At 70.1% G+C, this 1062-nt stretch carries 1 protein-coding gene; it reads left to right on the plus strand.

The window, feature by feature from the left end; genetic code table 11:
• Nucleotides 1–994 (plus strand): uroporphyrinogen-III synthase (locus tag G3I60_RS43645; protein WP_164608547.1); only part of this gene is annotated, 994 nt, incomplete at its 5' end.
• Between the last annotated feature and the right edge of the window lie 68 nt (nt 995–1062).

Here is a 1062-nt window from a genome sequence, read left to right on the forward strand (position 1 = left end):
GCTGGGGACCATCGCCCAGACGTTCAAGCAAGGCAAGGTGCTCCCGTCCCCCGACGGTGGCCGGCCCGTGATAGCCGTGGTCGGTGAGCGGTTCGCCGCCGCTCAGCGCGAGCAGCTGTCGTGGTTCGAGAACAAGCCGCTGTTCGGGTGGCGGGTGCTGGTGCCGCGTACCAAGGAGCAGTCGGCGTCGCTCTCCGACCAGCTGCGGTCCTACGGGGCCGTGCCGCACGAGGTGCCGACGATCGCCGTCGAGCCGCCGAGGACTCCGCAGCAGATGGAGCGGGCGGTCAAGGGGCTGGTCACGGGCCGTTATGAGTGGATCGCTTTCACGAGCGTGAACGCGGTCAAGGCCGTGCGCGAGAAGTTCGAGGAGTACGGGCTCGATGCCCGTGCCTTCGCCGGGATCAAGGTCGCCGCTGTGGGTGACCAGACCGCCAAGGCGCTGGTCGCGTTCGGCGTGAAGCCCGATCTGGTGCCCAGTGGCGAGCAGTCGGCTGCCGGGTTGCTCGACGACTGGCCTCCCTACGACCCGGTCTTCGATCCGATCGACCGCGTTTTCCTGCCCCGGGCCGACATCGCCACCGAGACGCTGGTGGCCGGGCTCATCGAGTTGGGCTGGGAGGTCGACGACGTCACGGCCTATCGGACCGTGCGGGCGTCGCCGCCGCCGCAGGAGACCCGGGAGGCGATCAAGGGGGGTGGCTTCGACGCCGTTCTCTTCACGTCGTCGTCCACCGTGCGGAACCTGGTGGGGATCGCGGGCAAGCCTCACAACGTGACGGTGATCGCGTGTATCGGGCCTGCCACGGCGAAGACCGCCGAGGAGCATGGGTTGCGGGTCGATGTGATGGCTCCGGAGCCGTCCGTGCACAAGTTGGCCGAGGCGTTGGCGGACTTCGGGTTGCGGCGGAGGGCTTCCGCCGTGGAGTCGGGGGATCCGGTCACCCGGCCCAGTGAGCGGCGGCCGGGGGCTCGGCGGAGGCGGACGACTTAGTCCGGGGTGCGGTGGGGGCGGCGGTGGGTTGGTTTCGCCCCCGCCGCCCCTTCCCGTCCCGTCCTGTT

Origin of the sequence: Streptomyces sp. SID13666 (genome assembly GCF_010548325.1) — a bacterium.
GTDB lineage: Bacteria > Actinomycetota > Actinomycetes > Streptomycetales > Streptomycetaceae > Actinacidiphila > Actinacidiphila fildesensis.